Below are 25,172 nucleotides of genomic sequence, written 5' to 3'. Positions count from 1 at the left end.
AATGGGGGATGGAATGTCGGACCTGAAAAAGAATCTCGCTTATAACATGCTCTACCAGATACTTTTGTTTATACTGCCTCTGGTCCTGTCGCCCTATGTCTCACGGGTGTTGGGGGCCCAGGGCGTTGGAGTTTACTCATACACATACTCCATTGCGGGTATGGCTGCCCTGTTTGGGATGCTGGGAGTGAATCATTATGGAAACAGGAGCATTGCAGCGGTACGGGATGACCGTGAGAAGAGGAGCCGGGAGTTCTGGAATATCTGGTTTTGGCAGATTGTGCTGACCATGACAGCCATGTCAGGATATGCCTGCTATCTTCGTTTCTTTTGCAGTCCCGGACTGCGCCGGGTGTCAGCAATCCAGATACTGACTGTATTAAATTCCATGGCGGATATTAACTGGATGTTTTTTGGCCTGGAGGAATTCAGACTGACAGTCACGCGGAACGTGGTGATAAAGGGACTGGCTGTGCTGTCTGTATTTGCCTTTGTGAAGGAACAGCAGGATTTGTGGATTTACGTGCTTATCATGGCATGCAGCGTTCTTCTGGGCAATCTTGTGCTGTGGACGCAGGTTGGGAAATACATGGATTTCAGACGGCCGGAATGGACCAGGGCAAAAAAACATATTCCAAAGCTGGCTGTCCTGTTTGTACCGGTGGTGGCTGTGTCTGTCTATCAGAGGATGGATAAGGTCATGCTGGGCAGCCTCTCTGTCATGGAACAGAGCGGATACTATGAGAATGTAGAGAAAATTATCAATATACCCAAGGGCGTGATTACGGCCCTGGGTACGGTGATGCTGCCCAGGATGTCCTATCTCATATCCAGGGAGGAAACAGGGCTTATTGAGCAGTATACCGCCCGTTCCATGGAATTTGTCATGTTCTCATCCTCGGCCATGGCTTTTGGGATAGCAGCCGTTGCAAATGACTTTGCTCCTTTTTTCTTCGGCAGCAGCTTTGCAGGGACCGGACCCCTGATTCAGCTTATGTCGTGCACCATCATCATGGTTGCATGTGCAAACGTGGTGAGGACCCAGTATCTGATTCCGCGGTGCAGGGATAAGGTGTATCTTCAGTCCGTGTGGCTGGGGGCGGCTGTGAACCTTCTGGTAAACCTGTGTCTCATTCCTTCCCGCGGCGCCCTGGGGGCTGTGGCGGGAACCGTGGCAGCAGAGGGCTGCGTCATGCTGTATCAGATGTACTGTGTGAAAAGGGAACTGGATTTTTTTGTTTATCTGAGGTCAGGAAGCTGTTATATGTTCTGCGGCCTGGTCATGTATGCAGTGGTCAGGGCCATTGCAGAAGAGCTTCGTCCCCATATGGGGGACGCCCTGCTCATTGGCTGTGAAATTCTGGCAGGCGCAGCTGTGTACATGGTTCTGGCAGCTCCCTGTGCAGTATATCTGCACAGGGCCGGCTTCAAAGAATACTGGAACGCATGGAAGGGAAAACGGAAGTGAGGGATTATGAAGGATACATTGGTCAGCGTGGTCATTACCACATACCACAGGGATTTTGAGATGGTAAGAAAAAGCATTGATTCCGTATTCAATCAGACCTATTCACGGCTGGAGCTCATTGTGGTGGATGACAATGGGCCGGATGCAGACCGGTACGGAATTGAACAGGGGCTGGAACAGTATAAGGACCGGGAACTCCCTGTTTATTATATACGGAACCAGGTGAATCTGGGGGCCCAGGTTTCACGCAATCTGGGAATTCTGTGCTCACATGGCGCTTACATCGCCTTTCTGGATGACGATGACTGCTGGATGGCGGAGAAAACAGAGCATCAGGTGGCAGCGTTTGCAAAGCCGGATATGGGACTGGTGTACTCCAAGGGGTATCAGGTCAGGCTGGACAGCAGGGGAGCTGTCAGGGACAGAAGGCCTTACAATATGTCTGCAAGTTTCCTGGAGGAGGTCAGCTTTCAGGATATGCTGTACGGTGATTATATAGGCACCACTTCCCAGGCAATGCTGCGCAGGGAGGTCTTTGCTTCCTGCGGTCTGTTTGACCCCGGACAGCCTGCCAGGCAGGATTACGAAATGTGGATACGGGTGAGCCGCAGCTACCGGTGCGCAGGGGTGCCTCTGTACCTGTTTGAGCATGTGCAGCATGAAGGGGAACAGATTACCAAAAGCAGCAGGAAGGCCTTTGACGGCCTTTCAAGGGTTTATGCCATATACAGGCCATATGCAGGCCGCACCAGCCGTTGCCACTTCGGATTTCTGCTGGCCAGACAGTGCTTTCAGAATAAAATGTTTCTTAGGGGAGCCGGGTACTGTATGGCTGCGGGGGCATACCTGTTCCTTGCCCTGCTGTCTGAACCGGAAGAGCTCAGATTCAGGAACAGCCTGCATACAAAAAGGCTGAAGGGTACAGCGGTATAGTATGGATGATTTCCTATCAGATGTTATGAAAAGGTGTATTCCGGCGGCAGCCTATATCATGTTTATGACTGCCGCATTTTATGCCTCCGCTGAATACCGGGGCGGACTGCCTGTTCTGCCGGTGAATATGCGCTATGTGATGGACGTGATGGTCATTTTACTGGCTATGCTGCGTGTTCTGGTTACCGCGGATTTTCAGGGATTGGGGTTTGTGGCCCGGATGTCCCTTATATGGCTGGTGCCCCTGGCCGGCATTGAAGTCATATCTATGATGATATGGCTGGTTAATTGCCCTGAAACAGGCTTTATTGTCCGCGGCACCATCAATATCCTGTGCGCTGTGCTGAATGTGCTCTGCATAGCCGCGGCCTACTATATGTTCGGCGAAAAGACAGTCTGGTATACCCTGGGCGCCATGGCACTGACCGTAACCCTTGTTATGGCGGATGTGATGCGCCGTTTTGGGGCAGGCCGTGTGATAGCGGAATATGTACAGCTGCTCAGTACCTTTGCCGGAACCACGGGAAAGGCCATGGAACAGATGGAGATGCATGACCTGATGCAGGGGCTGGGTGTGTTTTCCATGTACTGCCTTTTCTGTATAAAGGATTACCGGCGCTATGCAGCCGGGTTTGCGGTTTCGGCTTTCTTTTTTTCAGTGGGATTAAAGCGGATTGACGTGATTGGAATTCTGATGGCCTGCGGGGCCGGGGCTGTATATAACCGCCTGCCGTACAAGGGAAGACGGGTATTTACCGTTGTTATGGCAGCCCTTATCTTCCTGTTTGCGTATGGGTATCTGATTCTGATAAAAAGAGGCATGTATACTTCCCTGATGGAAGGCCTGGGAGTCAATACCATGAGCCGTGACCACATTTATGAGTTCTACAAGGATTTTTATGAAATCAGCCCGTCCTTCAAAGGAAATGGAGTCCGCTATATATTCAAGATGTGGTCGGATTACCATAGCCTGGGCAGGGGACTGGCGGTGGAGGACATGCCCCACAATGAGTTTATGACATATTATATTGAACTGGGGTTCTGGGGATTCATATTCTGGCTGTGGAGCAATACATGGTACAGACTGGAATTTGTCAGGAAACGGTTTGGCGCGGAGTCCCTTCCCCTTTTAATCATGTCAATTATATACATGTTTCTGACTTACGCAACCGACAATACATTTTTCTACTATTCCATCAATATTGCCGTGTATGTCTGCGTGACAGCATATGCGGACAGGCGCAGGAGTGGGGGATAGAGGAGGTGAAGGAATACCATGGAGGATATAAAAAAGAAGCTTGGATTTCTGTCTGAAGCAGCCAGGGGAACATGGGTAAGGCTGCTCCTCTGTTCCATCCTGTGCAGCGTTCTTCTGTGCTGCCTGTTTTATTACAGAAGCCGGAATACAGCCGTTATAGGGTTTTCTTTAAATTATGAGGAGGCTTCCAGGGGACTGAATCCAAACGGTACTTACTTCAGCGTCTATGAACTAAAGTCCGAGGAGATACTTGCCAGGGCGCTGGAACTGGCCGGGGTCACGGAAATAACACCGGAAGAGCTGGCTGAAAACATAAGCATTGACCTGCCCGATGATTATAAGGATGAATATGTGGTGACCCAGTACAAGGTGATTTATAAGAAAAACAGGGGACTAAATGCAGTCCGCACAGAAGATATGCTGCTGATGATTTACTATGCATACCTGGAGAACTTTTATAAGGAATATACAGATAACCGGGAAATACTCAGTTATGAGCCAGGAAAGCTGAGCGGACTGGAATACAGCCAGGCAGCCAGCTACTATTATATCAAGCTGTCTCTTATCAGTAAGTATCTGGAGAATAAAGGGAGCTACAACCGCAGTTTTACAGGAGGAAACGGAGCCACATTCCAGGGCCTGGTGGGGGAGATAGGAAATATAAGAAAGGTGACGCTGGCAAATTTCCGGTCTTATGTGACGCAGCTGGGTCTTTATAAAGAAAAGAAGGAATTTGTCAGGGTGCTGGATTACCGGAATTACCGGGACCGTATGAACCATGAGCTGAGCAGCAAGATTCACGGGCTATATGAAGAATGCATTGAAATGTATGATTCCAGACTGACGGGAATCGTTATGGTGCCCTCCGTGGACAACCAGGAAAAGTTCTATATGTCCAAGACCAAGACCGGTATTGACTACCTGGCTGAGAATTCAGTGAAGGCAAAGGAGGAGTTGGAACAGAAGCAGGAGGAAATTAAATCCAGACAGGCTGTCAGGGACAGCATTGCAGCCTCTGTAAATCATCCCTCCGGCATATCCAAGGCAAATACCATGATGGAGGAGATGGATAAAAAGATAGAGGACATATCCCGCAAAGCCATTGCACTGGATAAAGAGTATTCAAGATACAACAGTAAAAATTATATTACACTGAACGCGGAACCAAGGGGACTTTTAAGCAGGATTAACCTTCTTCCCTCCATTGCTGTCCCGGCTGTGTTTTATGGGGGAATTGTCTGCTGCATGGTTTATAAGGAGAGAAAGAAAGGGTTGGAGGAATAAGAATTGGAGCATTTTCCGGTCATACATTACATAAAAAAATGGAAATATCTGATTATCGTGTTCATGGTCATGGGCGGCTCCATATTTTATATGTTTTTCAGCAGAAGGCAGGTCTATACGGCGTACACCCTGATTACCTACACGAATGAGGGCGCTGTAAACGGAAAGACGCCCAGCGGGGCGGACCTTGATGTGAGTAAGATATACGCCTCCAATGTGGTATCCAGGGCAATTGAGTCTTTGGGCATGGACCTGGAAGTGGATTTTGTGCGCAGCGGCATAACCGTGGAGCCTGTCATCGATGAGGAGGAGCAGACCAGAAAGGAGGCGCTGCTCAGCGAGGGCGAGGTATATGAGGCGAAGCCAACGGAATATTATATCTCCTTTTCTGTTGGAAGTGAATACTCAGAGGACTTTGCCAAGAATGTACTCAATGCAGTCGTAAGCAGTTACCTGACCTATTATGGGGAACGGTATGTGGCCCAGTCCATTACGCCGAACAATATTGAGAACCTGTCGGGCAGCCAGTTTGACTACATAGACAAGGTAGATATCATAAAACAGTCCATTGAGGATATACTCAGCTACCTGAGGGCCAATGACGAGAATTTCCGTTCCTCCAGGACCGGGTACAGTTTTTACGATTTGACCTCCCTTTACACCTTTATCCGGGATGTAAGCATTGACCGCCTTTACGTGGATATCCTTTCGGGAAAACTGACAAAGGACAGGGATGTACTGGTGGAAACATACAAAGCCGACATCCAGAGCCTGAGGCTGCAGATGGAGCGTGAGACAGAGCAGTCCGACGGCCTGCTGGACCTGATGGAACAGTACAATCCCAAAATACTGACCGCCCAGGAATACAGCGCCGCATTCAGGGGAGAGTCAGCATCGGACTCCATCATACTGCAGGACATCTATGAGAGGACGGACGACATGGGAAACCCTGTGTACAGTGAGAATACATACGATACACTGATGAATCAATATGTGTCCTACAACAAGATGAGATACGAGCTGGAGAAGAAGATAGAGGAAAAGGAGTACATACTCTCCATGTTTTCAGAGGAGACAGCGGCCGACCGGTCTGTCAGCCGGGAGGAGACGGACAGGAAGCTGGATGCCCTGACCGTACGTCTCAACGAACTTTATGAGCTGTTTTATCAGACTGGCCAGGAATACAATGATTACCTGGTGGGAAAAAATGTGGCAATCAACAGCAGTGTCAAGGCCCGGGAAAAGCTGAACCTGAAGGTGTATCTGGCTATCACGCTGCTTTTGTTTTTCGGTGGAGGCTGCGTGGGGGCTGTTATCCTGGGAAGGCTGGGGGAAATCATTGAACGGACCTTATACATAGATAAGAAGACAAAGCTGCCGAACCGGCTGAGCTGTGACGAGTATATCAAGGCCATGAACCAGCGGGGAATGGTGGAGCTGTGCACCTGCGTGAACCTGAGAATTATGAATCTGAAGGATATCAATGTAAGGCTGGGACGGGAGGCAGGAGATAAGATACTGCGGGATTTGGGCAGGATTCTGGATGGACTGTCAAAGGAATATGGATTCATCGGATATAACGGCGGTAACAGCATCCTGTGTATTCTGGACAAATGCCCCTTTGACAAGGCAGTATTCATGCTGGAGATTCTGAAGGACCGCATCAGGCAGGACATGGAGGATAGCTCTGTGAAAATCACGGCCCAGCTGGCAGAGTCCGGACGCATGGGCATATACAAGATTTATGAGCTCATTAGCTGTACCTATGAACAGGAAGAGAGGACAATCTGGTGAAATTCCCGATATTAAAGAAAAAGAAACTAATCCTGGCGGCCATTTCCATTGCGGTCATGGCTGCAGCACTGGCCTGGAAAATCAAATGGGACGGGAACCAGTTGGAGGTGTCGTTCTACCATGTGGAGTCAGATAAGATTCTCAACGGCTTCCGTATTGTACAGCTGTCTGATTTACACCTGAAGGAATTCGGGGAAAAGAACAGGGAACTGGTGGAGAGGATAGGAAAACTGAAGCCGGACATCATTGCGGTAACAGGAGATATGAACATGGTCCGCAACGACGACTATCATGTGGTGCTGGAGCTGTGCGGGCAGCTGACCCAAATTGCTGATGTGTATTACGTCATGGGCAACCATGAATTTGTGGACTTCGCTGACAGAAAGACGGAAATTGCAAAGGATATAGAGGGGACAGGGGTCCATCTGCTCACAAACGCGTCGGAAAAAACCACGGTCAATGGAAGCCTGATTGAAATAGGAGGACTGGTTAATGAAACAGCCAACTATGAAAAGCGGGGAGGAAAGAAGTTCATGGATAAGTTTATGGAGGACCCCTGCTTCAAGCTCCTGCTGGTCCACTATCCTGAGTACTTTCTGGATGGGATTGAGGACCTGCCCATAGACCTGGCCCTGTGCGGCCACACCCACGGCGGAGTCATACGGATTCCCTTCATAGGAGGACTATATGCCGGGGAACAGGGAATCTTCCCGGAGTTGACGGAAGGGATGCACGAATTGGGGAATTCCACTGTCATAGTAAGCCGCGGCCTTGGAAACAGCCACAAGATTCCCAGAATCAATAATAAGCCGGAACTGGTTGTGGTGGATGTCAACTGGTATTAAGGCGGCAAAACGGAGAACATGATGAAAATCCTGATAATCAATAAATTCCTGAAGCCCAGGGGCGGTTCGGAAACCTATATCATTGAACTGGGCGCCTGTCTGCACCAAAAAGGCCATGAAGTCCAGTATTTTGGCATGGACGACCCGGACAGGACTCTTGGCAATGCCAGCAATCTGTATACATCCGGCCTGGATTTCCATACCAGGGGCATGAGACGTTTTAAGTATCCTTTTTCAATCCTGTATTCCAGGGAAGCAAAGAATAAGCTGGAGCAGGTATTGAAGGATTTTAACCCGGATGTAGTCCATCTGAACAATTTTAATTATCAGCTGACCCCTTCTGTTATTTACGGAGTCAGGGCCCATGATAAAAGGACGGGGAAAAAGACGGCCATATTCTATACGGCCCATGATTACCAGCTGCTTTGTCCCAACCATATGCTCAACTCGCCCGGGGACGGGCAGAACTGTGAGCTTTGCGTGGACGGACGGTATCAAAACTGTGTCAGGAAAAAATGCATACATTCATCTCTGGTAAAAAGCATATTGGGCGCTGCAGAGGGAGCGGTCTACAGAAAACTTGGCACATACCGGTATATAGACCGGATTATATGCCCCAGCCATTTCCTGGAGACAAAGATGAACCAGGTGGAGCTGTTCAGGGGCAGGACTGTGACGCTTCACAATTTTGCCGGCAATATGGAAGTGCCGCCAACACACAAAAAAGATTACGTCCTGTACTTTGGCAGGTATTCCAGCGAAAAAGGCATGGGAACCCTTTTAAAGGCATGCCGGGAACTGCCGTACATTCCCTTTGTCTTTGCGGGCAGCGGTCCTTTGGAACGCCTGGCAGAGGGGGTGCCCAATATAAGAAACATCGGTTTCATGACCGGTGAGGCTCTGCACAAGGTAATACGGGAGGCCAGATTCAGCATTTATCCGTCTGAGTATTATGAGAACTGTCCCTTTTCCGTGATTGAATCACAGCTTCTTTGCACTCCTGTCCTGGGAGCCAGGATAGGAGGGATTCCGGAGCTGATAGAGGATGGGGTAAACGGGGCTTTATTTGACAGCGGGAATTTGGAGGACCTGAAGGAAAAGATAAGGAACCTGTGGAATTCACCGGCGCTGTGTTCAGCCTGGGCGGAGAACTGCGGAAAGGTCCGGTATGACACAGCAGAGACATATTGTGACAAGCTGATGGAATTATACAGAGAAGAATTGAGACAGTAAGGAGAAGCAATGGCTGGGAAACTATACGGAACCGTAATTGTCACATACCGCTGCAATGCGCACTGCAATATGTGCGACTGCTTTAAATATCCAACAAGGCCGGAGGAGGAGATTACACTGGATGTAATCAGGAAACTGCCGGATATGGCCTTTACCAACATAACGGGCGGGGAGCCGTTCATACGCAGGGATATGCCGGATATTGTAAGGGAATTATACAAAAAATCGGACAGGGTGGTTATTTCTACCAACGGATATTTCACAGACCGAATCATTGATTTATGCAGGGAATTTCCAAGGGTGGGAATACGAATCAGTATTGAGGGACTTAAGGAAACAAATGATTTAATCAGAGGCATTCCGGATGGGTTCAACCGGGGATATGAAACACTGACAACGCTGGTTGGGATGGGACATCCTGATGTGGGCTTTGGCATGACGGTCCAGGACATGAACTGTGAGGACCTGGTGCCATTGTACCGTCTGTCTGACCAGATGGGGATGGAATTTGCAACAGCCACCCTGCATAATTCCTTTTATTTCAGGAAAACGGACAACCGGATTGAGGATAAGAAAAGGGTTGCCGGGAACTTTGAGAAGCTGATTAATGAACTTCTGCAAAGCAGCTCCCCCAAAAAGTGGTTCCGCGCATATTTCAACCATGGACTGATTAATTACATATATGGAAATAAACGTCTGCTTCCCTGCGACATGTCGAGAGACGCATTTTTTATTGACCCGTACTGCGATGTGATTCCCTGCAATGGCATGTGCCGTAAGGCTGTCATGGGAAACCTGAGGGAACAGGAGTTTGAAGAGCTGTGGAACTCGGAACAGGCAAGGCAGGTCCGGCGGCTTACCAGAAGCTGTGACAGGAACTGCTGGATGATTGGAAGCGCTTCGCCTGCAATGCACAGATATATCTGGATACCCGGATGGTGGGTTTTAAAACATAAATTCCTAAAGGGAGGCAGATACTCCCTGGATGAGAATCCATTTATAGATTAGGCGTGAAAACAGGAGGGCCTGAAATGACAGAGTACAGGAAAAAGATACGCAGGAAACAGAGATATGCAATGAATCACGATGCATTGACCGGCCTGTACAACCGGGAAAAGATGTTCAGGGAAACCCGGCGCATGGTGGATGCACATAGGGACATCCGGTTTGTGTTCCTGAGATTCGATATAGACAGGTTCCGCCGTTATAACACTGTATTCGGAGAAGGAGAGGGGGATGCGCTGCTGCTGTTTCTGGCAGGGAGTATAAGAAGGATATCAGACTATGTGGAAATCAGTACATACGGAAGGACGGTTGCTGATACCTTCTGCATATGCGAACCTTATGACTATGAAACAGTAATCATGCAGGTGGGGATGGTGCGGGATGATTTGGGGTCACGCCATAAGGATTACCTGCTGGAGCCCACTGTAGGAGCATATATAATAGATGAACCTGACCTGCCTGTGGAAGAGATGTATATCAGAGCCTTTGCGGGAAGCCGGAAATGTAAATACCAGTTTGGGTCTTACCTTGGTTTTTATGACCCGGACCAGGGGAGGAGGGAGGCGGAGGAGGCTGCCATTGTCAATGGAATGCAGTATGCGCTGGACCAGGAGCAGTTCGTCATCTACTTCCAGCCTAAATTTGACCTTACAGACAACAGGGATTATGGGGCGGAGGCTTTGGTGCGCTGGAAGCATCCGGCAGTAGGTTTGATTTTTCCAGGCAAGTTTATACCTGTCTTTGAGAAAAACGGGTTTATCGCCAGGCTGGATTACTATGTCTGGGAGCATGTGTGCCGTTTGATGGGTAAATGGCGCGGCGACGGCATATGCCTGTCCCCCATGACCGTCAACATTTCCAGGATTAGTCTCTACAATCCAGGATTAGCGGATATGTTTCTCGGACTGATTGAAAAATACGGCATCCCCATATCCCTTCTGAATCTGGAAATAACGGAAAGCGCATGTGTTTCGGAACCGGAACTGATGCAGGCAGCTGTGCAGAGACTGCGGCAGGCAGGGTTCATCACTTTGATGGATGATTTTGGAAGCGGTTACTCTTCCCTGAATATGCTAAAGGACATTGATGTGGATGCCCTGAAGGTTGATATGCAGTTCCTGGCCAACGGCATTATGACGGAAAAGGGAGAAATCATACTGGCCAGCGTCATCCAGATGGCTGACAGGCTGGGAATGCCAGTGATTGCAGAAGGGGTGGAGACAGAAGAACAGAAGAGGCTGCTGCACAGGATAGGATGCAGGTATGTCCAGGGTTTTTACTATGAACGCCCTATACCGCAGCAGGAATATGAGGCCAGGTATATTTACAGGGTGAAAAAGAAGTGAGGAGGCCTTCAGATGAGTCGGAATGAAAATAGGAATGATAACGGGGATGCAGTCAGGCAGACAGAGGATTTCATTGTACCGGACCGGGCCAGCACAATGCTGGTCTGTATACACGGAGGCCGGGAGGCAGGCATATATGGGGATATATGCAGCTGCTATCTTAAGGATGCGGTGAAGTTTGAGGGGGCAGGGGATTTGGTATTAAAGCTGGACCGGATATGCAGCTGGCTGGGAGCGCCCTGCTCCAAGGCAGAGCCCCGGTTTCTGAACAGGGATATGGAAAAGCAGTATCAGACCATGGCGGCTGCGCCCCTTGAAATAATCAGGGATAAGCAGATGGGAGGTCTGGACCAGATACCGTTCCATCAGGCCCTTCAGGCCCGGGAAGTGCTGGCGGTATACATAAAATTCAGGGAGAACTCCAGTATACAGGGCGGTATCAGGGGAAGGCTTACCGGTGGTAAAATAGTGAGTTTCAGAAGCGGACTGGAGTTAATGCGCATGCTGTGCATGATACAGACGTGAACTTCCGGGCCATCAGACAGTTCCGGGAGCAGCAGGGAAGAAGGAATAAGGTATGAGGAATGCCAGGACAAAGCATCTGGATTTCATAATAGGCGACATTACGGCCTTGGAGCTGGCCCACGGCCTGGTGGTGATACTGAGCCAGGAGCGGGTGCAGGGGGAATTGTATATCAGCTATGTCCAGCTGGGAATCATGCTGGCGGCCATTACACTGTCGGTGGCCTTTTTTTCAGATGGCTACAGAGGAATCCTGTACAGAGGGTATCTGAAGGAAATGGAAGCAGTATGCAGACATATGGCCGTTACCTTTGCCATAGAGGCGGTATGCCTGTTTGCCTTTCGAATCAGCGGGATTTTCTCAAGGGTGGTCCTGTTTGCCGCCTTTTTTGCGGGAATTCTCTTTATGTATGGGGAACGGCTGCTGGTTAAACGGTACCTGACCAGGAAGTTCCGCAAGATTAAGTATGCCAGGACTCTGCTGGTGATTGCCACTGAGCAGCAGGCAGGCATCTTGCTTGAGCGTCTTTGCGCCCATCCCTTCACGGTTTTCCACATCCAGGGCCTGGCAATAGCTGACCGGGACATGAAGGGAGCAGAAATCCATGGGACAGCCGTGAGCTGCACCATGGACGAGGTGACGGAATATGTGAGGGGCCATATCATTGACGAGGTATTGATAAGCATGCCGGGAAAGCCGGAGGAAGAGGCGAAACTGGCGAAACAATTTCTCTCTGTAGGAATGGTGGTACATATCTATATGGAACAGTATCTGGAGGAAATTCCGCACAAGGAGCTGGAACGGGTCAACGGCATGAATGTGATATCCTGCTTTAACCGGGAGATTCCCATGCAAATGCTGTTCTGCAAGCGGATGCTGGATATAGCGGGAGGACTGGCAGGCTGCGTTATGGCCTTTTTAATTGGAATCATCGTGGGACCGCTTATCTGCATCAGGTCGCCGGGACCTGTCCTGTTTTCCCAGATAAGGGTGGGAAAGAACGGCAGAATGTTCCGCATCTACAAATTCCGTTCCATGGTCAGGGACGCAGAACAGCGGAAGGAGAGCCTGCTGCCCCAGAATAAGGTTAGGGGAAACATGTTTAAAATGGACGATGACCCCAGGGTGATTCCCGGCATTGGACATTTTATCAGAAGGACCAGCCTGGATGAATTCCCGCAGTTTTACAATGTGCTGAAAGGCGATATGAGCCTGGTTGGCACAAGGCCGCCAACGGTTGATGAGTACGAGGCATACAGCTTTGCCCACAAAAAGCGTCTGGCCATGAAGCCGGGAATCACCGGTCTGTGGCAGATTAGCGGAAGAAGTGATATCACGGATTTTGAGGAAGTGGTTAAGCTGGACAGCCAGTATATAGATGAGTGGAATATAGAAATGGACATAAAAATCATACTGAAGACCCTTCTTGTGGTTATGGAGCGCAGAGGGGGAGTGTAGGTACGGAACATGAATCCGTCATGGCATTGGCTGTGGCGGATTCTTTTGTTTTCTGGTATGATATAGAATGGTTTGGAGGGATTTAAATGAATATCCTGGACGAAATTGTGCAATATTCACAAAAACAAAAAAGAAAAACTGGTAAAAGTAAGCATTGATTATGGTTGAAACGAATAGTATACTGATTGTATACAATAAGTAAAACAATTTCGTGTCTGTTATAATATAAATGGAATCAGGAGGAAGGCATGAAGGAATCGAAAAAAGCAATCATATCCAACGAGGTTTATGAGGCAATAAAAGGCAAGATACTGCGTATGGAATTAAAAAGCGGGGAACCTCTGGTGGAGGAGGACCTGGCCAGGGAATTTGATGTCAGCAGGACTCCAATCAGGGACGCCCTGAAGCGGCTGGAGCATGACGGTTTCGTGACCATCATCCCCTACAGAGGGAGCGTTGTCAGGGAAATCACCGAAGGGGATATTGTGGAGATATATACGATTCGCCAGGCTCTTGAGAGCATCTGCGTGAAAAACGCGGTCCCCATCATATCGGAGGCCAATATCCGGCAGATGGAGGATGACTGGAACAAATCCATGGAGGAATTTGAAAGCCGGGATTACCATAAGTCTGCGGACACGGGAAACCAGATTCACCACATGCTGATATGTGTGGGAGGCAGCAGACGGATTCTTCAAATCATCAATAATCTGCGGGAGCAGACACAGCAGCTCAGTATCATGGCCTCATCACTGCCCGGGAGGATGGAGAAATCCAACCAGGAACACAGGGCCATCATTGATGCGGTAAAGGAGCGGGATGCACAGAAGGCGTCCAAGCTAATGGAGGAACATATTTACAGTACGCAGCAGGACATGTTAAGTGCCCTGAGAAATACCAGGTTGTGGTGATTTCCGCAGCCATATCATTTTAATTACCGGTGAAAGGAGGTTTCCATCCTATAAATTGTATACAATCAGTATACTAAAAGTTCTAAAACATGCGGAACCAGTGATTCAGAACAAACATATAAGGGGTAGAACAAGATGAAGATTACAAAAGTGGAGTCAATGATACTGAGGGTGCCTTTGGGCGAAAAACGTTTCTTTTCATCCCAGTGCGGGTTCCCGGAGCGGAACAGCCTTCTGGTAAGAATCGAGACGGACCAAGGCATCTACGGATGGGGGGAGGGAGGCCAGTACGGCCCTCCGGAGCCGGTAAAGGCATGTGTGGACCATGTGCTGGCGCCCATGCTGCTGGGAAGGGACCCCATGGACAAGGGCATATTGTGGGCGGACATGTATAACCACACCAAGGATTTCGGGCAGAAGGGCACCTACATAGAAGCCATCAGCGCGGTGGACATTGCACTGTGGGATATCTGCGGAAAGCGGATGGAGGTATCCGTGGGACAGATGCTGGGGGGACTGAGGCGTACCCATGTGGCGATGTACGCAACCGGATGCTATTACCGGGGAGAGGATTACCTGGGAATGGGCAGAACCCTTGATGAGCTTAGGGAGGAGGCTGCAGGTTATGTTGAACTGGGGTTCCAAAACCTGAAAATCAAGGTGGGCCTGCTGTCTGTTGCTGAGGATGCCCGCAGGGTAAGGGCCATCCGGGAGAGCGTGGGGGACGGGGTAGGGATTTTCGTGGACTGCAACCACGCCTATAACAGTTATACAGCCATCCGTATGGGACGGGTATTGGAGGAGGAGAATATTCTCTTCATGGAGGAGCCGGTCATACCAGAAGACCTGGAGGGTTACAGGGAGGTGCGGAACAAGCTGGATATCGCTATTGCAGGAGGCGAATGCGAGTATACCCTGTATGGATTCAAGAATCTCATTTCCAGGGGATGTATCGACATTGCCCAGCCGGATATCTGTGTCAGCGGCGGGCTGACTGAGTTCCAGCGGATTCATGCCCTGGCCGCCGCCTATGGCATAAATGTGATACCCCATGTGTGGGGGTCCGGCATAGCCCTGGCAACGGCGCTGAACGCGATTTCCGCCCTGCCGCTGTCTCCCCATACCGCCAATCCGGTTCCGTTCCAGAATGAACCCATGGTGGAATATGACCGCAACTTCAATCCGCTGAGAGATGAGCTTTTAAAGGAGCCGATTGCCATTGAGGAAGGCAAGGTAAAGGTGCCGGAGGGATTCGGTCTGGGAGTGGACATCAACGAGGAGGTGCTGGCCAAGTACAGGGCCGACCTATAGAACAGAACGGTATAAGATACGGTATGGAGTACAGGAGGTGAGGGGAATGGAGAAGGTGACAGGCAATCCGGATTATGTGGTCCAGATGTACGGCATAACGAAGAATTTCGCAGGAATAAAGGCTCTGGACCATGTGGATTTTTTCCTGGAGCCGGGTAAGATTAATTGTCTGTGCGGGGAAAACGGGGCAGGAAAATCCACGCTGATTAAAATTCTCTCCGGTGCGTATCAGTGCGACGAGGGAATTATATTCATGGGCGGGGAGCAGGTAAAGCCGGCCAATCCCAAGGCGGCAAGGGCCATGGGTATTAATCCCATTTATCAGGAGCTGGATTTGGTGGACTGCATGTCCATTGCAGAGAACATTTTCCTGGGCAATGAGATAAAGAAAAATGCCTTTCTGATTGACAGGAAGAAGATGATACAGGAAGCGGAAGCCCTTATGGAAGAGCTGGGAATTGAGCTGGATGTGAGAAAACCTGTGGGCCAGCTCAGTGTTGCCCTGAAACAGATGGTGGCCATTGCCAAGGCCCTGTCCATTCAGAGCAAGGTGCTGATTCTGGACGAACCCAGCGATGTGCTGACCGGCAGGGAGCTGGAGGTGCTGTTTAAGACCATTGGGAAAATTAAGGCCAGGGGAGTGGGAATCGTGTATATCTCCCACCGCCTGGAGGAAATATTTGAAATCGGGGATGTGATAACAATTCTCAGGGACGGGATGCTGATTGATGTGATGGATGTCAGGAATACCACCAGAAAGGAACTGATTCAGAAAATGGTGGGCCATGAGGTGGACGAGGACATCACTCCTCAGTATGGCGACCCGTCTAAGCCCGTGGCCCTGGAGGTGGAGGATTTAAACCGCGGTACGGCATTGAACCACATATCCTTCTGCCTGCGTTCCGGGGAGATACTGGGGGTGGCGGGACTGGTAGGCGCAGGCAGGACAGAGCTGGCCCGCGCTGTCATCGGAGCAGACCCCATAGACAGCGGCACTATCAGAGTCTTTGGAAAGGAGGCCAGGGTGGATTCGCCATCCAGGGCGTGTGAATACGGTATTGGCTATATTCCGGAGGACCGAAAGAACGACGGTCTGGTACTGATACAGAGCGTTGGGAACAATGTGATTCTTACGGTGCTGGACAAACTGAGCCGTCTGGGCCTGCTTCAGAGAAAGAGGATAAACAGCACCATAGAGAAGTACATACGGCAGCTGAGCATTAAGTGCAGCAGTCCCGCCCAGCAGGCAAGGAACCTGAGCGGAGGAAACCAGCAGAAAATTGTAGTGGCGAAATGGCTGGCTACCGGTGCCAGGATACTGATTCTGGACGAGCCCACCAGGGGAATCGACGTGGGAGCCAAAACAGAGATATATAACATTATCCGGGAATTTGCAGAACAGGGCCATGCAATTATGCTGATATCCTCTGAGATGAGCGAAATCCTGAATATCAGCGACAGAATCATGGTGATGTCCGAGGGCAGCATAACAAAGGATTTTGACTCCAATCAGGTATCCCAGGAGGAGCTGCTGGAATACGCGCTTCCCAGGTCTTTAAGAAAAGGAGATGGGGCCAATGGTTAGTAAGAAGATACGGGATAATATGATTTATGTGTTCCTGGCAGTGTTTTTCATCGGAGCCTGCGGGGTATCGGAAAATTTCCGCACCATGTCCAACATCATGAACCTGTTCAGTCAGTCCTCCATCATCGGCGTGCTGGCAATCGGCCAGACCATTGTACTGATTACAGGCGGTTTTGACCTGTCCCATGGTTCGTTCCTGGCTCTGGTATCCGTATTGGTGGCCATTCTGATTCCTGTCAGCGCGGCGGGGGCCTTCGGAGCGGCAGCGGCTTCCCTGCTGGTATTGGGACTGGTCAATGCCTTCTTTGTAAACCGGGGAATCTCGCTCTTTGTGGTGACCCTTGGAATGCAGGGAATCGCCAGGACCCTGGCACTGTGGATTTCAGGGGAGAATTCCGTCAATATCTCCTGGCAGCCCATAAACGCCATTGCTTACGGCACCATTTTAGGAATTCCCTGCTGTGTGCTGATTTGGCTCATCCTGACCGTGGCGTTTACCCTGGTGCTGAACCATACGGCAACGGGCAGGCATATATATGCCATTGGCGGCAGCAGTGAGTCCTCCCGCTTATCGGGAATCCATGTGGAGCATGTCCGTTATACAGCCTACGCAATCAGCGCTGTATGCGCTTTTGTAGCCGGAGTTATTTACGTGTCCCGGCTGGGGGTGGGCCTGCCCGACAAGGCCGTGGGCTATGAGATGGATTCCATTGCATGCGCCATCATCGGAGGCACCAGCCTGTTTGGGGGTGTGGGCAAGCTCAGCGATACATTTGCAGGAGTCCTGATTTACGGAATCATAACCAACATACTGAACCTCATGGGAGTTTCCTCCTACTGGCAGAAGGTGGTAAAGGGGCTGATAATCCTGGTGGCTGTTTACTTCAATACCAGGGCAGGCAGAAAGAGGGAGGTGAAGTAGGATGACACAGGAATCAAACAGGAAGGCGCAGGAATCAGACCGACAGGCGCAGGGGAGAAAGCTGTGGAGCGAATACCGTCTGTTTATTATCCTTTTGCTGATGGCAGCGGTTCTGACTGTCTCCACCAAGGGTCTTTTCCTGCAGAAGAGCAACATCGTAAATCTATTTAACCAGAACGCCATGCTGGGCATCATTGCCATCGGACAGTTCCTGGTTATACTCACCGGCGGTATTGATTTATCCGTTGGTTCGGTGATGATGATGTGTTCCGTGGCCTATGTGCTCTTTCAGGATATAGGGGTGGTGCCGTCCATGGCGCTGTCCGTTTTACTGGGAGCTGCCTTTGGCCTGATAAATGCGGTGCTTACCACCAGGCTGAAAATCAATTCATTTATAACCACCCTGGGAACCATGACCATTGCGGAAGGGCTGGGTTACATATTTGTGGACGGCCATACTGTGTTCAACATTAAAAAGGAGTTTCTGCTTCTGGGAAAGATGAAGATTGCGTCCATATCCATCTATGTGTATTTCTGGATTTTTGCGGCCATTGTCATCATAGCCATCCTTAAATATACATCCTTTGGTGTAAAGCTGTACAGTACAGGCGGAAATGCTTCCGCATCCAGGCTGTCCGGCATCCATACGGACCGCATCATAGGGTCGTCCTATATCATATCAGGGCTGCTGTGCGGCATCGTGGGCATTCTGTACACATCCAGACTGTCGGTGGGGGACCCTTCCGTGTCAGGCACCTTTAACACGGATTCCATTACCGCAGTGGTTATAGGGGGGACATCCATGGCCGGAGGAGAGGGCAGCCTGTTCAATGTGTGCCTGGGAGTACTGATACTGGGTATGCTCAGCAACTTCATGAATACAATCGGTGTGCCAAGCGCCCTCCATGTAGGCTTAAAGGGATGCATCCTGATTGCCACGGTGCTCCTGAACATTTACCAGGGGAAGAACTCAAAGTAACATAAATAATTATATACAGCATTAACAAACACAATCTTATGGAGGTAGAAAACAATGAGAAAAATGTATTCAGCATTACTGGCCGCTGCCATGGTATTATCCCTCGCAGCCTGCGGTTCTTCCGCAAATGAGACAAAGGCGCCTGCAGCGGCGGAAAATGAGACTACTGCTGCAGCCAGGGCAGATGAGTCACAGGCAAAGGGAGAAACCCAGGCACAGGGGAAGACCGGGGCAGCGGAAGCATCCGGGAATGGGGACAGCCATACGGGAACAAAGCTTCTGGCTTTTTCACAGGGGGACAACGGCAACTCCTGGCGTGTGACCAATACAGACGACATGCAGGCACAGGCAGAAGCCAGGGGATATGAGTTTATCTGGGCGGACGCGGGAGCCGACCCCTCCAAACAGCTGTCGGACATCCAGGACTTATTATCCAGAAAGCCGGATATCCTGGTGGTGGCCCCGGTCCAGACAGAGGCCCTGACCCCCTGCGTGGATATGGCTTCCCAGGCAGGCGTTCCCCTTATAACCATTGACAGGGCGGTAGGGGCTGACATTGGCACAGGTACATATGTGGCAAAGATTGAACAGGATTTCACCGAGGTTGGACGCCAGTGCGGCGAGTATGTGGCGGAATTCCTGACAGACAAGTACGGCGAGCCCAAGGGCAAAGTCCTGGAAATCAGCGGAACAGTAGGGGCGTCTGCGTCCATTGACCAGTCAAACGGCATACGGGAAGTATTAAAACAATATCCTGACATCGAAATCGTGGATTCCCAGTCCGGAGACTATTCACGCGCCACAGCCCGTTCCGTTATGGATGACTTCCTGAACAAGTATCCGGAGGGAAGCGTTGATTTTATCATCAGCTACAACGACGAGATGTCCTTTGGCGCAATGCAGGCTATGGAGGACGCAGGCCGTACCGACCTTTTGGGGGCTATCGTTTCCAAGGACGGCATGCGCGACGCTCTGGAAGCCATCACGGAAGGCAGGATTTACGCCTGTGTGCAGTGTACCCCATATTTTGGCGAGACAACCATGGACCTGGTGGAGAAGGTGTTAAAGGGCGAATCCTTTGAGAGCGCCATCAGCGTTCCCTTTACCCGTTTTGACATGACGGTGAACAAGGAAGCAACTGAAAAATATTATCAGTATCTTGTTGACAATGATATGTACTATTAATAGAGTAGATGTATCCGGAAAAATATCACAAAGAATGTATGGAGGTTTTGGCATGGGGTTCTATGAAGGTAAAAAGGTAGTAGTAACAGGGGCCAGCACCGGGCTGGGCCAGTATGTGGCCCAGGATTTCGCAAAAGAGGGTGCCCATGTTGTGCTGGTGGATTTAAAGGACTGCGGCGCCACGTCCAGGGCGGTTGCAGATGGAAAGGGAATAGTACTGGGAAGCGTGATGTGCGATATCTCCAAGGAAGAAGATGTCCGCAGAATGGGGAAGGAGGTTGCGGCCCTTACAGGCGGCCAGGTGGATGTACTGCTAAATGTGGCAGGCATCAATGGCAACAATGCCTGCCTTGTAAAGAATATGGAACTGTCTGACTGGAAAAGGACCATAGACATTAATCTCACAGGAACCATGATGGTGTGCAGGGAGATGATTCCCCTTATGGAGGAAAACGGAGGAGCCATCCTTAATGTTTCCAGCAATGTGGGCAAGAGGGGCCTGCCCTACCGTTCTGATTATGTGTGCAGCAAGTGGGCTATTATCGGGCTGACCTGTACCCTGGCCCTGGAACTGGTGGACCATAATATCCGCGTCAATGCCGTGTGCCCGGGCCCCATTGAGGGTGAGCGGATTGGGGATATCCTGAAATGGCATGCAGATGCAGAGCATATTGACCAGGAGGTATTGTACAAGGATTGGGAAAATGTGCCCATGAAGCGTTTTATGAAACCGGGGGAGGTGTCGGCGGCCATGAAGTTCCTGTGCTCCGACAGCGCCAGCGCCATGACGGGACAGGCACTCAATGTGACCGGCGGGTTCATCATGAGCTGATGGTCAGAGGACAATAAGAGGAAGAAATCATGAAAGCAATCGATATACATGCACATATATTCAGCAGGGTAAACGGACACAACAACAAAGGAACCGTGGTGTCTGAGCATTGGGGCAGAGTGATAAACGGAGGCACAACAGAGCCTTTCATGCCGCCCCTCAGCGACCATACATCCTTTTGCGCTGAAAACCTTCTGGAAATGATGAGGCGGTCAGAGGTGGAAAAGGCTGTATTGCTGCAGAATCCCACCATTGGATGCATCAACGGGGAAATCATGGATGCAGTGGAGCGTTATCCGGATGTGTTTGCCGGGGTGATTCAGGTGGACCCCTTTGGAGCCGGCGCAGTAAGGCAGATGGAGGAACTGGCGGATACGGGCAGGTTCAGGGCGCTGAAACTGGAGATGAGCGACGACTGGGGCTGGCTGGCAGTCCATCCCTGCACCATGTTTCATTATGAAACCATCTATCCCCTGATACGTGCGGCTGCGTCTAAGGGACTCCATGTTATCATTGACACGGGAGCAACCAGGGGAACCGCATATCTGCCGGAAGAGTTTAAGAATATGGTCCGGGAATTTGGAGGAACCTATTTCATATTTGAACATATGGGATATCTGACACCCGGAGGGGACCGGGAAAAGCACAGACAGCTTCTGAAGCTGGGGACCCTGGATAATGTGAGGTTCGGTATATCGGCCATGGGCCAGCTCCTGGCAGAGGAATACCCCTGTCCCACAGCAATCAGCAACCTGAGGGAAGCGTATGAAATAATGGGACCGGATAAGCTTTTGTGGGGAAGCGACTGTCCCACCACGCTGAACCGTTACACGTATCAGCAGATGAAGGACATGGTTGAATTTCACGCCCTTTTCCTGACAGAGGAGGATAAGAAGAAAATCCTGTACCATAACGGGAACAAGCTGTTTTTTGACCATGGGATGAATGGAGAAATGGAGGCATGATATGCTGAAGAATGTACCGAATATATTGTCACCGGAGCTGCTTAAGACCCTGGATGAGATGGGACATGGGGACTGTATCTGCATAGGGGACGGCAATTTTCCAGGAGCCTTCATTGCCAGGGCGCAGGGGGCTGTCTATCTCAGAGCGGACGGACACGGTGTGCCGGCCCTGCTGGATGCAGTGCTGCAGATGATTCCGCTGGACACAAATGTGGAGACGCCGGTCATGCTTATGGATACCATGGAGTGTGACAAGCATCTGGATATAGTTATCTGGAAGGAATATGAAAAAATTGTGGAGGCCCACGACAGCCGGGGAACAGGGGCTATAGGAAAATATGAACGCTCCGAGTTTTATGAACAGGCAAAGAGGGCGTACTGTGTGGTTCAGTCCGGGGAATCGGCTATCTATGGGAATATCATATTGAGGAAGGGGATTGTGTACTGACAGCAGAAATAGTATATCAATCTGAACATTGTGCAGTAAAAGAAACAAAAATGGCTGCGGCCCGTTATGCGTCTTGCATAGCGGGCCGCTTTGAGGTGCAGGACCGGCGTCCGGACCGTATTTGTCCTATGCTTTTCCTGACGTAGTTCCATTCTCCCCAGGGTCCTTTGGAAACACCAGATTAAGGATGATGGCAAGTATGGAGGTGAGGATTACGCTGTTCTCCTCCAGCATGGCGGCGATTCCGGCAGGGAACTGCGCGCTTGCGCCTTTGCAGAACTGGGTGCCCAGGCCAAAGGCAAGGGATACGCCGATAATCAGGCAGTTTCTGTTGGAGTAACCGGCTTTGGCCAGAAGCTTCATGCCTGAGGTTGCAATCATGGCGAACACGACTACGGTGCCGCCGCCAATGACGCAGTTGGGGATGGTTGACAGGACGGCTCCCACCTTGGGGCACAGCCCTGCCAGGAACAGGATGCCGCATCCAACCAGGATGACATAGCGGGAGCACACCTTGGTCAGGGCCACGATACCGGAATTCTGGCTGTAGGTGGCGGTGGGGAAGCTGTTGAAGACAGCGGAAATAATGGATGTGATTCCATTTGCAGTTGCGCCGCCGCCGATTTCGTCCGGAGTGGGTTCACGGTCCAGTCCGCCCATACAAGAAACATTAAAATCACCTATCATCTGTACGGCCACAATGAAGTAGAGCAGGATGAAAATGAGGAAATACCCCATATCAAACTTAACGCCAAAGGCCAGGGGCCTGGGGACAGCAAACCATGCAGCTTCTCCAATGCCTGAGAAGCTGACCAGGCCCAGTATAACCGAGAGAATGTAGCCTGCCGTCATGCCGATGAGGATGGCTGCAACCTTGGGAAGGCCCTTGCCGTACACATTAAAGCCCAGGACCACCAGTACCACGAAGCAGCCAACCGCCCAATTCACAGGTGCGCCGAAATCAGGCGAAGAGGTGCCGCCTGCAATGTTTCCAATAGCCAGGTTGAAGATGGATACGCCAACGGTCATGACGATTGTTCCGGTTACCACCGGAGGGAAAAAAGAGGACATTTTTTTGAGCAGCGCGCCATAGCTGACAGCTACGATTCCCGCTGCAATCTGGGCGCCGAATATATAGGCAATGCCCTTGCTGCCGGCAATGGAAAGACAGGCCGGGAGAAACACATATGTAAGTCCCATCATACAGGGGAGTCCGGACCCAATCCGTATGCTGCCGATTTTGATTGGATAGAGCTGAATCACGGTTGAGATGGCTGCCCCCAGCATGCAGCACTGCAGAAGCATGTTTGCGTCACGGGCCGACAGGCTGGCTGCAGATGCAACCAGTATCATGGGAACTATGTTTCCCACGAACATGGCAAGTACATGCTGAAGTCCCAGAGGAACTGCTTCGCCCATTCCCGGCCTGCCGTCCAGTTCGAATTTGGAAGAACTGCTTGTGGTGTTAATTGGTGTCATTTTCTTGTCTCCTTTAAGTCTTTATGATTTTATCAAAAACAACACTTTGTGAAAGGTTGCCAAACTCAAAATAAAAAGAGAGCAGCAGCACTTTGTAAAAGGCTGTCAAACTCTCTGTTTAAACTACTTTATTAAATTAAATATCATTTATTTAATAAACATCTTGTTAATAAAATGACCAACACGTCAATTAGTGTAGCACAAATATTTAATAAATCAATATACGTTTGAAGAAATATTGAGTTTCGCTGAAAGTGACAATCATTTTCGTGTAATTTGACCAGAGAGGTGATGAAACACATGGATGGGCCCTTGCGTTTTCCGGTGGCGCCTGTTAAGATACAAGGTAATGAATGCAGAGGACGGAGGACATTGGGAGACATGGCAAGTATCAGAGATGTGGCGAAAAAGGCAGGAGTCGGGGTCGGAACGGTTTCACGCGCTTTGAACGGAACCGGTTATGTGGCGGAAGAGACAAAGACAAAGATTCTTGCTATTGCAGAAGCGCTGGATTACCATCCCAATGAACTGGCCAGGAACCTGTTCCGCAACAGGACCGGTATCATTGGAATCGTAGTTCCGGACATGGAAAATCCATTTTTCAGCAAATTATTGAAGCACATGGAGATACAGCTGTATAAGAACGGGTATAAGGCCATGGTATGCAATACCATTGAAATCAGCAACCGGGAACAGGACTTCATCGACATGCTCCGGCAGAACGTGATGGATGGAATCATTACCGGGGCCCATTCCCTTCAGGACGATGCGTACCGGAACCTGAACAAACCGGTGGTGTCCATGGACCGTGACCTGGGACCGGACATTCCCATGATTCATTCCGACCACAGGGAAGGCGGACGGCTGGCAGCCGGGCTGCTGCTGGACGCAGGATGCCGCAATGTGCTGAATTTCGGAGGCTCCTTCCGGGTCCATACCCCTTCCAATGACAGGCATCATGAGTTTAACCGAATCATGGAGGAGAACGGAGTTGCGGTCAAGACCATTGAAATGGCGTGGAATATGATGGAGTATGACTATTACTGCCGTATCATGGAACAGTATATGGATATTTACCGCAATATAGACGGCGTCTTTACTACGGATATAGGAGCGCTCTACTGTCTGAACATAGCGAACCAGAGAGGGATAAGGGTGCCGGAGCAGCTGCATATCGTGGGGTATGATGCAGTGGACATGACCAGGCTCTTCACGCCGGAGCTGACCAGCATTGCCCAGGATATACCGGGACTGGCCAGGGCCTGTGTGGATACCATGATGGAACTTTTGGATGGAAGGCAGGTGGAAATGGAACAGGTATTGCCTGTTTCCATACAAAGGGGTGGAACGGTATAATATGTTCCACAACAAGCAGGAGTGAACCATAATTCTGTTTTGGAAAAATATA

The 25,172-nt window shown here is 50.3% G+C and carries 22 protein-coding genes; 21 read left to right on the top strand and 1 reads right to left on the bottom strand.

Translation table 11 applies throughout. The annotated features are described in order from the left end of the window. Positions 1–13 precede the first annotated feature (13 nt). From I2H39_RS18095 to I2H39_RS18000, 20 genes are all read left to right on the top strand, one after another. On the top strand, positions 14–1,468 hold the full coding sequence (locus I2H39_RS18095; RefSeq protein ID WP_195627216.1) for a flippase: 1,455 nt from the start codon (positions 14–16) through the stop codon (positions 1,466–1,468). A 6-nt stretch (positions 1,469–1,474) separates the two neighbouring features. Next, complete coding sequence (locus I2H39_RS18090; protein WP_195627215.1) at positions 1,475–2,401, top strand: glycosyltransferase family 2 protein; 927 nt, start codon at positions 1,475–1,477, stop codon at positions 2,399–2,401. 25 nt (positions 2,402–2,426) lie between these two features. Beyond that, the gene (locus tag I2H39_RS18085) at positions 2,427–3,659 is read left to right on the top strand and encodes an O-antigen ligase domain-containing protein (protein ID WP_227146470.1); all 1,233 of its coding nucleotides are present in this window, start codon (positions 2,427–2,429) and stop codon (positions 3,657–3,659) included. Between the two features lie 18 nt (positions 3,660–3,677). Then, positions 3,678–4,943 (top strand): hypothetical protein, encoded by a 1,266-nt coding sequence (locus I2H39_RS18080; protein WP_138309565.1) that lies wholly within the window; start codon positions 3,678–3,680, stop codon positions 4,941–4,943. A gap of 3 nt (positions 4,944–4,946) precedes the next feature. Next, the gene (locus tag I2H39_RS18075; protein WP_195627214.1) at positions 4,947–6,737 is read left to right on the top strand and encodes a diguanylate cyclase; all 1,791 of its coding nucleotides are present in this window, start codon (positions 4,947–4,949) and stop codon (positions 6,735–6,737) included. Then, positions 6,734–7,582, top strand: a complete 849-nt coding sequence (locus I2H39_RS18070; RefSeq protein WP_138309563.1) for a metallophosphoesterase — start codon at positions 6,734–6,736, stop codon at positions 7,580–7,582. The genes I2H39_RS18075 and I2H39_RS18070 overlap by 4 nt, the downstream gene beginning before the upstream one ends. Positions 7,583–7,600: 18 nt before the next feature. Further along, the gene (locus I2H39_RS18065) at positions 7,601–8,815 is read left to right on the top strand and encodes a glycosyltransferase (RefSeq protein ID WP_319638380.1); all 1,215 of its coding nucleotides are present in this window, start codon (positions 7,601–7,603) and stop codon (positions 8,813–8,815) included. Between the two features lie 9 nt (positions 8,816–8,824). Further along, the gene (locus I2H39_RS18060) at positions 8,825–9,823 is read left to right on the top strand and encodes a radical SAM protein (protein ID WP_195627213.1); all 999 of its coding nucleotides are present in this window, start codon (positions 8,825–8,827) and stop codon (positions 9,821–9,823) included. 23 nt (positions 9,824–9,846) lie between these two features. Then, positions 9,847–11,166 carry a GGDEF domain-containing phosphodiesterase gene (locus I2H39_RS18055; protein WP_195627212.1) on the top strand — a complete coding sequence of 440 codons (1,320 nt, stop codon included), beginning with the start codon at positions 9,847–9,849 and terminating at the stop codon, positions 11,164–11,166. Between the two features lie 12 nt (positions 11,167–11,178). Then, positions 11,179–11,691 (top strand): hypothetical protein, encoded by a 513-nt coding sequence (locus I2H39_RS18050; RefSeq protein ID WP_195627211.1) that lies wholly within the window; start codon positions 11,179–11,181, stop codon positions 11,689–11,691. Positions 11,692–11,743: 52 nt separating this feature from the next. Next, positions 11,744–13,147, top strand: a complete 1,404-nt coding sequence (locus I2H39_RS18045) for a sugar transferase (RefSeq protein ID WP_195627210.1) — start codon at positions 11,744–11,746, stop codon at positions 13,145–13,147. A 248-nt stretch (positions 13,148–13,395) separates the two neighbouring features. After that, positions 13,396–14,058, top strand: coding sequence for a GntR family transcriptional regulator (locus I2H39_RS18040; RefSeq protein WP_138309558.1), 663 nt, complete (start codon positions 13,396–13,398; stop codon positions 14,056–14,058). 135 nt (positions 14,059–14,193) lie between these two features. Further along, a complete protein-coding gene (locus I2H39_RS18035; protein WP_195627209.1) occupies positions 14,194–15,369 on the top strand; it encodes a mandelate racemase/muconate lactonizing enzyme family protein in 1,176 nt (391 codons plus the stop codon). Between the two features lie 46 nt (positions 15,370–15,415). Further along, positions 15,416–16,954, top strand: a complete 1,539-nt coding sequence (locus tag I2H39_RS18030; RefSeq protein ID WP_138309556.1) for a sugar ABC transporter ATP-binding protein — start codon at positions 15,416–15,418, stop codon at positions 16,952–16,954. Further along, positions 16,947–17,876 carry an ABC transporter permease gene (locus I2H39_RS18025; RefSeq protein ID WP_195627208.1) on the top strand — a complete coding sequence of 310 codons (930 nt, stop codon included), beginning with the start codon at positions 16,947–16,949 and terminating at the stop codon, positions 17,874–17,876. Before I2H39_RS18030 ends, I2H39_RS18025 begins: the two co-directional genes overlap by 8 nt. 1 nt (position 17,877) lies before the next feature. Then, entirely contained in the window at positions 17,878–18,855 is a 978-nt protein-coding gene (locus tag I2H39_RS18020) for an ABC transporter permease (RefSeq protein WP_138309554.1), read from the top strand. 54 nt (positions 18,856–18,909) lie between these two features. Beyond that, entirely contained in the window at positions 18,910–20,040 is a 1,131-nt protein-coding gene (locus I2H39_RS18015; protein ID WP_138309553.1) for an ABC transporter substrate-binding protein, read from the top strand. Positions 20,041–20,092: 52 nt separating this feature from the next. Then, positions 20,093–20,872, top strand: a complete 780-nt coding sequence (locus I2H39_RS18010; RefSeq protein ID WP_171042650.1) for an SDR family NAD(P)-dependent oxidoreductase — start codon at positions 20,093–20,095, stop codon at positions 20,870–20,872. A 29-nt stretch (positions 20,873–20,901) separates the two neighbouring features. Then, on the top strand, positions 20,902–21,837 hold the full coding sequence (locus I2H39_RS18005) for an amidohydrolase family protein (protein WP_195627207.1): 936 nt from the start codon (positions 20,902–20,904) through the stop codon (positions 21,835–21,837). Position 21,838: 1 nt separating this feature from the next. After that, positions 21,839–22,285, top strand: coding sequence for an RbsD/FucU domain-containing protein (locus I2H39_RS18000; protein WP_138309550.1), 447 nt, complete (start codon positions 21,839–21,841; stop codon positions 22,283–22,285). Between the two features lie 126 nt (positions 22,286–22,411). On the opposite strand, the gene I2H39_RS17995 is transcribed toward I2H39_RS18000, so the two are convergent. Further along, positions 22,412–23,764 (bottom strand): nucleobase:cation symporter-2 family protein, encoded by a 1,353-nt coding sequence (locus I2H39_RS17995; protein ID WP_195627206.1) that lies wholly within the window; start codon positions 23,762–23,764, stop codon positions 22,412–22,414. Positions 23,765–24,145: 381 nt separating this feature from the next. Here I2H39_RS17995 and I2H39_RS17990 point away from each other — a divergent pair, with 381 nt between their 5' ends. After that, the gene (locus I2H39_RS17990; RefSeq protein ID WP_195627205.1) at positions 24,146–25,120 is read left to right on the top strand and encodes a LacI family DNA-binding transcriptional regulator; all 975 of its coding nucleotides are present in this window, start codon (positions 24,146–24,148) and stop codon (positions 25,118–25,120) included. Positions 25,121–25,172 lie beyond the last annotated feature (52 nt).

It is taken from the genome of Clostridium sp. 1001283B150225_161107_B6 (assembly GCF_015556325.1).
Lineage (GTDB): Bacteria > Bacillota > Clostridia > Lachnospirales > Lachnospiraceae > Enterocloster.
Note: the sequence above shows the minus strand (reverse complement) of the source record. Positions and strands in the feature narration are given on the sequence as shown.